The sequence below is a fragment of the Plectonema cf. radiosum LEGE 06105 genome, from assembly GCF_015207665.1.
Classification (GTDB): Bacteria; Cyanobacteriota; Cyanobacteriia; order Cyanobacteriales; family Nostocaceae; genus Rivularia; species Rivularia radiosa_A.
The window spans coordinates 25,512-34,424 of the sequence record NZ_JADEWL010000070.1 but is presented as its reverse complement, the minus strand read 5'-3'; the positions used below and the strand labels follow the sequence as shown (position 1 = coordinate 34,424).

10 protein-coding genes are annotated in these 8,913 nt (G+C 35.7%); 5 read left to right on the top strand and 5 right to left on the bottom strand.

All coding sequences use genetic code 11. The annotated features are described in order from the left end of the window. The first annotated feature begins 117 nt into the window (after positions 1-117). Positions 118-1,026, top strand: coding sequence for an AAA family ATPase (locus tag IQ247_RS19245; RefSeq protein ID WP_193922716.1), 909 nt, complete (start codon positions 118-120; stop codon positions 1,024-1,026). Positions 1,027-1,392: 366 nt separating this feature from the next. Here the strand turns inward: IQ247_RS19245 and IQ247_RS19240 are convergent, their stop codons facing one another. Together IQ247_RS19240 and IQ247_RS19235 are read right to left on the bottom strand one after the other, a co-directional pair. Next, positions 1,393-2,286 (bottom strand): alpha/beta fold hydrolase, encoded by an 894-nt coding sequence (locus tag IQ247_RS19240; protein WP_193922715.1) that lies wholly within the window; start codon positions 2,284-2,286, stop codon positions 1,393-1,395. A gap of 129 nt (positions 2,287-2,415) precedes the next feature. Then, complete coding sequence (locus IQ247_RS19235; RefSeq protein ID WP_193922714.1) at positions 2,416-2,907, bottom strand: HugZ family pyridoxamine 5'-phosphate oxidase; 492 nt, start codon at positions 2,905-2,907, stop codon at positions 2,416-2,418. 433 nt (positions 2,908-3,340) lie between these two features. Here IQ247_RS19235 and IQ247_RS19230 point away from each other — a divergent pair, with 433 nt between their 5' ends. From IQ247_RS19230 to IQ247_RS19215, 4 genes are all read left to right on the top strand, one after another. Next, a complete protein-coding gene (locus tag IQ247_RS19230; RefSeq protein WP_193922713.1) occupies positions 3,341-4,798 on the top strand; it encodes a CIA30 family protein in 1,458 nt (485 codons plus the stop codon). Positions 4,799-4,884: 86 nt separating this feature from the next. Next, positions 4,885-5,238 (top strand): hypothetical protein, encoded by a 354-nt coding sequence (locus IQ247_RS19225; RefSeq protein ID WP_193922712.1) that lies wholly within the window; start codon positions 4,885-4,887, stop codon positions 5,236-5,238. 73 nt (positions 5,239-5,311) lie between these two features. Beyond that, the gene (locus IQ247_RS19220; protein WP_193922711.1) at positions 5,312-6,073 is read left to right on the top strand and encodes a ferritin-like domain-containing protein; all 762 of its coding nucleotides are present in this window, start codon (positions 5,312-5,314) and stop codon (positions 6,071-6,073) included. A gap of 29 nt (positions 6,074-6,102) precedes the next feature. After that, positions 6,103-6,672, top strand: coding sequence for a Uma2 family endonuclease (locus IQ247_RS19215; RefSeq protein ID WP_193922710.1), 570 nt, complete (start codon positions 6,103-6,105; stop codon positions 6,670-6,672). Positions 6,673-6,694: 22 nt separating this feature from the next. Here the strand turns inward: IQ247_RS19215 and IQ247_RS19210 are convergent, their stop codons facing one another. The 3 genes from IQ247_RS19210 to IQ247_RS19200 form a co-directional block, all read right to left on the bottom strand. Then, on the bottom strand, positions 6,695-7,591 hold the full coding sequence (locus IQ247_RS19210; protein ID WP_193922709.1) for a bile acid:sodium symporter family protein: 897 nt from the start codon (positions 7,589-7,591) through the stop codon (positions 6,695-6,697). Positions 7,592-7,665: 74 nt separating this feature from the next. Beyond that, entirely contained in the window at positions 7,666-8,352 is a 687-nt protein-coding gene (locus IQ247_RS19205) for a pyridoxamine 5'-phosphate oxidase family protein (protein WP_193922708.1), read from the bottom strand. Positions 8,353-8,393: 41 nt separating this feature from the next. Beyond that, a complete protein-coding gene (locus IQ247_RS19200; RefSeq protein ID WP_193922707.1) occupies positions 8,394-8,861 on the bottom strand; it encodes a GNAT family N-acetyltransferase in 468 nt (155 codons plus the stop codon). Positions 8,862-8,913: the final 52 nt, after the last annotated feature.

Below are 8,913 nucleotides of genomic sequence, written 5' to 3'. Positions count from 1 at the left end.
ATGGGGAGAGGAGTTAGTACCACCGGAGTTATGAGTTTTGACCTTTAACCTTTAACCTCTAACCTTTAACCTCTAACCTTTAACCTTTAACCTTTGACCTTTAACCTTATTTGGTGCATGAGAGATAAAATTGACGCTCTGACACAAAATCTAGCTCGTACCATTGTTGGTAAATCTGAAGCTATCCGCTTGGTGTTGGTTGCTTTGTTGGGTGGGGGACACGCTTTGCTTGAAGACGTTCCCGGAGTGGGTAAGACGCTACTAGCGAAATCTTTGGCTCGTTCTATTGATGGAAAGTTTCAAAGGCTACAATGCACACCTGACTTACTACCGACTGATATTACGGGTACAAACATTTGGAACCCCAAAACTGGTGAATTTACTTTTCTCGAAGGTTGCATTTTTGCCAACGTGATGTTAGCAGACGAAATCAACCGCGCTACACCCCGGACTCAATCGGCTTTGCTAGAAGTGATGGAAGAAGGTCAAGTCACAGTTGATGGTGTCTCTCGTACTGTTCCCGCACCGTTTTTTGTCATCGCTACTCAAAACCCGGTTGAATATCAAGGTACTTTCCCTTTACCGGAAGCGCAAATGGATAGATTTATGTTGTCCTTGAGCTTGGGTTATCCAACGGAACAAGAAGAGTTGCAATTACTACAACGACTCCAGACTAGCAGTAAATTTACTGAATTACAACCTTGCATCACCTTAGCAGAAGTGGAAGAATTACAGCGAATTTGTGCTGGAATTAAGGTAGAAAGTTCGTTGCAGCAATATATGCTTGACTTGGTACGGGCGACGAGATGCGATGAGGAAATTACTCTCGGTATTAGTCCGAGGGGTACTGTAGCATTACACCGCGCTACTCAAGCCTTTGCGTATCTTTGCGGACGGGATTATGCAATTCCCGATGACGTGAAATTTATCGCTCCTCATGTTTTGAGTCATCGTTTGATTCCTGTAGGAGGAAGAAGAGCGCAAAGTATTATGGAACGTTTGTTACGAGTGGTAGCGATTCCGTAAGGATTCAGTAATAAGGGAGTAGGGAGTGGTTAAGTAATCACAGAAGTCGGGTTTTTACGAGCTTCTATTGGTAATACGAGAAAACAGTCATAAAAACCCGACTTCTTACATCTGGAATTGACACATTAATAAGGAATTGAGTATATTTTCCTTGGGGAGTTGTAAAGACTTGAACTGTGCCGGTAGCATAAGTTAATTTAGGAAACACATTACTTTAATATTCAGTATTCCCAAATTCGCTTTATGAATAAACAGTTATCAAGTATTAGTTATTTAAAGTTTATTACAAATAAAATTTCCGAAACTTATAGCTGTAGTAAATACTTAATTACTGTATTTTTATCTACACTTAATTAAACAATTATTTTAAATTGAATGATAATTTAGATGCTTACTTAATAAACCGATGACAATTTCCGGTATTTCCAAATGTGGTAGTACCCCAGTATCGGGTATGGCATGAAAATCTTTAATTGTATTGGGATTTAAATCTGCTAAACGTTTTCCTAAGTTCATATCAATAAACTGTGCTTTTTCACCCCAGAGTATTGCTGTAGGTACGGTGAGTTGTTTAACATATAGACTCAAATCAAAATACAAATCACCGCGTAAAAACGATAAAGCAGCAAATTTAGCATCAGGTTGCTGAGCGGAAGCTAAATAAGCTTGTACAATTTCTTCTGATATACGTGCGGGTTTTGCAAATAGGAAACTTTGTAAAAAATTCCTGACGGCAAACTCATTTTCCGCACCCAATTTATAAATCAAACTATCTAAAAGTGGTGTATTTATAACCTCTAAAGGAAGTCTACGTCCGCTACTTTGTCCAAAATCATCAAATCCAGAAGGGCATGAGAGAAATAAGGTTTTAAATAATTGCGGTTGTTGAATAGCAAGACGAATAATCAAAGCAGCAGTCAGAGAAGAGGCTATAACTGTTACAGGTTCTTGACAAGTTTGTTTAATAAATTCTTTGATAGTGGTGATATAATCATTGACTTGATAATTGCGTACCGGATGAGAAGATTCACCCCAACCGATTAAATCTGGTGCAATAATACGGTGAGTTCCAGCAAAAGCAGAGTATACTTTCGCCCATTCATAAGCAGAGGCACCACCACCAAAATTATGTAGAAAAATTAAGGGAGGTAAATTTTCATTAATATCCCAAGGTGCAGCGGTTTGAGTGTAATAAACCATTGTTCCAAGGGATGTTTGAATAATTTTATGCCCAAAGCCAGGAGGTTGAAATTGAAGCATAGGAGTTAGTTGACAGTTGACAGTTGACAGTGGACAGTTGACAGTTGACGTTATCAATTAGTTGAGTGATTGGTAATGCTCACGTTCCCTTTAACCTTTAACCTTTAACCTTTGACCTTTGACCTTTATTCATTGTTTACTGATTTGCACAAGTTTGTCGAGATTGTCGCCACTAATATGATAAGCTGCTCCGAATCCAATTACGAAACGACCGTTATGGGGAGTTAGCTTAAAAATCCGAAAATCGGCTAAACCGCGCAACATTTCAATAATTTCACCAAAACGAGTTTGGAATTTATCCACTATTTTTTTCCATTCATCAGTTTCGCGCTCTATCAAACTCGCGCTACAATCATAACTGAGTCTCCGACGAGCAAATATTTGTGAGGTTTTCGCTTCATCTTCAATAAACAAAACACTTAACCTAGGGTTAATGTTGAGATTTTGCGTATGTGTTGAAAGCCCGCTAACGTAAATATAAATATTTTTGAATTCGTCCATTACAAAGGGAGTATAACTACCATTAGGCATTCCCTGATTATTTACCGTACTAATAATAATACTTTGGATTTGTTGGGTAAACTGCTGGTATTCTGCTGTCGCTTTTTCTAATTGATTCATAAAATTAACTTAACTAATTTTTGAAATAATTTCTGAATTTGCTAGAAGTCAAAGGAGAAGGCTATATATTAGAAGCTAAACGAAGCTACACTTACACATTTAAAGATTTTAAATCGGGTTTGTGGTTTTAGGTACTATGTTTGTTTAAACTGTACAAATTAAGTTACATAATGAAAAATATTAAAGTAAATCAATTCATCCATTTGAATGTAAGTTCATTTTAATATACAATTTTTAATGTAAATCCGATTTTGCGAGCAAGAATTATAATTAAAAATTAACATAAATCTAAATTTGGTACTCAGGAGTATATTTTTTCTATCATAGGTATGATTACTTTACTCGTGCATGAATGGAAATTTAATTTGATGGAATTAAAAATAATTGAAAAATCATAGATATAAATTATTTGAGGAAAACTGATAATTGAAATATGTGGAATTTAAACAGATTTGTGAAAACTATAACCTTTTTTGAAGTAATCCCTTTACTTAACTGGGTACAAGATTTATTCACAAGTGATAAGGAAAATAGAAATCAATTAATTGGAGCAAAAGAAATGGGTGCTGTATTAGTAGCAGGTGCAACGGGTGGTGTGGGAAGAAGAGTTGTAAAACGGCTAATTGAAAAAGGTTACAAAGTAAGATGTCTAGTGCGTGATATTGATAAAGCCAGTTCAATAGTTGACGATAAAGCCGATTTTATAGTTGGAGATATTACCCAACCAGAAACTTTAAATTCCCTTGTAACCACGAATATCCAAGCAGTTATTTGTTGTACTGCGGTGCGAGTACAACCAGTAGAAGGAGATACACCGGATAGGGCAAAATACAATCAAGGCATTAAATTTTATATGCCAGAAATTGTTGGTGACACTCCAGAAAATGTAGAATATAAAGGTGTAAAAAACTTAATCGAAGCTGTTAGTAAAAATTTGCCGCCATCAAACGAAAAGTTAATATTTGACTTTAGTAATCCATCCATGGAAATTAAAAATATTTGGGGTGCGGTAGATGATGTAGTTATGGGTGGAGTTAGTCAGAGTAATATTCAATTGTCTTCAGGTAAAGCTGTATTTTTTGGTAATGTTTCCACAGAAAATTCCGGGGGATTTGCTTCAGTTAGAACCAAAAATTTTGACCCATCTTTTAATTTATCTGGTTATCAAGGTGTAGAAATACGAGTTAAAGGAGATGGAAAACGCTACAAATTCATTTTGCGTACAGAAACGAATTGGGATGGTATGGGCTATTGTTATTCCTGCGATACTCAAGCAGATACTTGGATAAATATTAAGATTCCTTTTACAGAATTAATTCCGGTTTTTCGCGCCAAAACTGTAAAAGATGCTTCGACAATTGACGTTAATAAAATTTGTTCTTTTCAATTAATGTTGAGCAAATTTGAATATGATGGAGAATTAAATCCTCACTTTTCTCCAGGTGCTTTTGCTTTAGAAGTCGAAACAATTAAAGCTTACGGAGGACAAACCCTACCGCAATTTATTTTAGTAAGTTCAGCAGGAGTAACTCGTCCGGGAAGACCAGGTATAAACTTAGAAGAAGAACCACCAGCAGTCAAATTAAACGACCAACTTGGAGGAATTTTAACATGGAAATTGAAAGGAGAAGATACTTTAAGAGCAAGTGGAATTCCTTACACTATAATTAGACCATGTGCTTTGACAGAAGAACCAGGTGGTAAAGAATTAATTTTGGAGCAAGGTGATAATATTAGGGGCAAAATTAGCCGTGAAGATATTGCTAAACTTTGTGTACAAGCCTTACAAGAGCCATCAGCTTGTAATGTTACTTTTGAGGTAAAGCAAGGAGAAAATAACGCAAGTTATATCGATTGGGATAAATTATTTAAAACTGTGAATGGGGGATAGGTAATTGGTAATGGGAGATAGGTAATTGTTAGGATTTAATAATAATTATCTTCTGTTTGTTTATTACTTGTTTACTAATTGATCAAATGTTTAATCTAGCAAAGTTATTATCTGTAATAATTTTAGTAATTATAATTTGGGGTGGATTATTTACCGATATCGCTGTTTCTGGATTATTAGAGTCGCGTCTAAATAATTTAGAATCGAGATTTTACCGTTTAGAATCCCAAGTAAATCGGATCGAAATGCAAGGTAATCGAGGTAGTTCATCACCAAAAATTCCCAATACTTCTTTACCATCGCAACGTTCTGGTAGAAGATTATCGCAATCAGAACGTGATAAAATGTTTGATAGATTATCAACTTTAGTAATTGAATTAAGACAGGATGTTAATCAGTTACAAAAGCGAGTTTCTCAATTAGAAAATACCGATAATTAAGCGACTGTATCGGACAAATGAAAAATATTCAAATAATCACTAATAATTAACAACTAATAACTAACAAATAACTATGAATCTTCTTACCTATATCATGCATTTAGCTGGTTCTGGTGCAAGTGCTTATTTTAGTGCTTTGCAAATTCGGGATATTAAAACCCGTCCAAATATTTTAGCCGGATTTCAACTAGCAGAATCGGGTTCCGTTCCTTTTTTAACTAACCTCAGTCAACGAGCTGCAAAAGAAGGTGATACATGGCTTGCGGAGAAATTAGCTCTTCACGCAAAAGACGAAAATAAACACGGACAAATTTTTGCGATCGCGCTTAAACAACTTGACAAAAAAGTCAGAGACTTTAAAAATCAGTCATCAGAAACAAGGGAAGAAAACACAACCGAGAAAAAATCAAAACCACGTCGAAGTCCCTTTTTTGCTACATACTATGAAGGTTATTCTTCAGAACAATTAAAAGCAGAATCCATTGATTGGAATGTGTTTATGGCTAGCACTTATATATTAGAGTTGGATGCAAGCAAAGATTTTGCTCGAATGGCGAAAGTTTTACCCGATAATGACTCCAAATCACGTCACCTTAAATTAAGAATGCTCAGCATTGCCAAAGATGAAACAACCCATGCAGCATATCTTCACGAAGCAATGACACGACGAATGAGCGTAACCCAAGTAGAGCAATTAGTTGATGAATGGCGATCGCGCAAAGTAAATGCCATAACAGCGTATATTACTAACAAGTTACAGGGTAAAGATAATGCACGTTCTTTAGTAGAAGATGATGAATCATCTGATAAAGAAACCGAATTGATAGTTGTTTGATAAAAATAGTCTTTTTAAACTTAAAAAAAATGGTCGCATCCCCACAACAAAATTACATCACCCCAGAAGAATACCTCCAATTGGAATTAGAAAGCGATGTTAAACACGAATACATCGATGGTTATGCTTATGCAATGGCTGGTGCTAATGATGCTCATGTAACTGTTTCATTAAACTTAGCTACACTCCTCCGCAGTCATGTCAGGGGTTCTGGTTGTCGAGTTTACATTTCCGACATGAAAGCTCGCATCGAAAAATCAAATCGATATTATTACCCTGATATCATGATTACTTGTGATGAACGAGATAAAGAAAATACCACAGAAAAGAAATTCCCTTGCTTAATTGTGGAAGTTTTATCTGATTCAACAGAAGCATTTGATAGAGGTGATAAATTTGCCGATTATCAATTATTAGAAACCCTTCAAGAGTACGTTTTAATTAATGTCAAACGTCAGAGAATTGAATGCTTTCGGCGTAACAATGAAGGGCTTTGGGTATTACAATCTTATACTTTTGAAGATGAATATTTTCAACTGCAAAGTATTAATTTTGAAGGGGAAATCAGCGGAGTTTATGAAGATGTTGTATTTGGTTGATAAATTGAGAACACTTTTCCAGTCAACTAGTTGCGGATATGTATCTACGACCATAGTAGATAGTCAGCAAACCAGTAATATACATAAATAAACTATAAATTGCCGCAGGAATTGCCATATCAGGGTTATTTAATAATCCCGCAGTTATAGTGATTGCTAAAGTTCCGTTTTGGAATCCTACTTCTATAGCAATGCAAATTTGTTGAGGAATACTTAAGTTAAATAACTTACTAATATAAAACCCTACCATCATTGCCGAGATATTTAACAAGACAACTGCAATCCCGACTTGAGCGATAAACCCCGGTAAACGCGACCATTCACGGATAATTAAACCAGAAATTATCAAAATTAAAAACGCGATCGCAATTTTACTGGTAACTTTTTCCAACCTGAATGCAAATTCGGGAAATCGTTGTTTGATTGACATTCCCAAACCGATTGGTAGTAAAGCGATCGCAAAAATTTGTAACATAGTCGTGCCAATTGGTAGCGTGATACGCGAAGCGTCAAGCCTGCTGCTTATCGCGGCTGTTGTGCCGATAAAATATTGCAGCGCTAAATTTGATGCAACCGGGATTGTAAACACTGTGATGGTACTGCTCAAAGCCGTGAGAGTCACAGAAAGTGCTACATCCCCTTGAGCGAAATAAGTAATTAAATTCGATGTAGCTCCTCCCGGACAAAGCGCCAAAATCAACAATCCAACTGCGATATAATTTGGCATCGGGATAACTTTGGCAATTACAAACGCGATCGCAGGTAAAATTATTAATTGATTAATCAAAGCTACCGCGACAGCTTTGGGGTACTTTGCAACCCGCAGGAAGTCATCAGGAACTAAAGATAAACCCATTCCTAGCATAATTACTGCTAAAGCGACGGGTAAAAAAACAGCTGTGAAAAAAGAAGCTTCCATCGTAATTAATTATGACTACTTGAATAATATAGGTTGATTACGACAGAGGTTATGCAGTCATTGTCAAGGTGTTTTTATAAATTGCGTGCTTCGCGATAATTCCGCACATAATCGGGAATTTCAATTCCTTCAATCAAGCGCTGATCATTAATAGCTTTACCTGCAACCATCTGCAACGGCAAAACACCAGCCCAAACTGGTAAATTATAATCTGATTCATCATCCACAGGATTACCCGTTCGTATCTTTGCTGATGCTTCATTTAAAGGTAGAGAAAGCACCATTGTTCCCTGTAACTCTTGTTTGCTCGGTTGACGTACTTCTTCCCATCTTTGAGGTATTACCTGTTCAGTAAAAGCTCGTAGCGCTGCATTTTTTTCTTCAGTATCATTGACTAGACTTGCCATACCAAATATTACTACAGAACGATAATTCATCGAGTGATGAAAAGCAGAACGTGCTAGTACAAGTCCATCTAAAAGAGTGACTGTAACACAAACTTCAATACCTTGAGTTAAATTACGCAACATTCGACTTGCTGGTGAACCATGAATATAAAGTTTGTCTGCAACTCTTCCGTAAGCAGTGGGAATCACAAACGGTTGATTATCTACCGTAAATCCCACATGACAAATTAAAGCTTCATCTAAAATATTATAAATAACTTGAGTTTCATAATTACCGCGTTTTGGTAATCTTTTAATTTGAGTTCGTTGAGTTGGTACGAGTTGTTGATTGATTGGATTATTTGAAGTAGTCATAATTAATTAGCTAGATTTGTTAATGAACTTAGAGAAATAATTTAAATTAAATCTAATTCCATAGCATTAGTTAGAGAAAAACCTAAACTTTCATAAACAGATTTACCTGCTGGTGAAGCATTTAAAATAGCTTTTGTACAACCAATAGTTTTTAAATACTCAACCGTCGCATGAGTCAATTGTTTAGCTATTCCTTTTTTGCGGTAAAAAGGTTCAACATAAACACCCCAAATATATCCATATTTGCGATAACCCTCTTTCAATACATTTGGATATAAACCCGTAAAAAGCTGACAACTTGCAGAACCGACAATTAGATTATCAACTTCCACAACAAAACCTTTATAAAACAACTTTTGACGAGCTTCTTTAATAAACTCTAAAGTCAGATTGTAGTGATTGGGTTTGATAAAGTTTTTAGAAACACCAATATCTAACCACAGCTGATAAAAATGCTCTGCAATTACTGAATCTTCTTGTGGAGTTGTTTCTCTAATACTGACTTTCATCTATTTATATTTTTCACTTCAATTAAAAAATAATAATCTCTTTTTTCTCTTT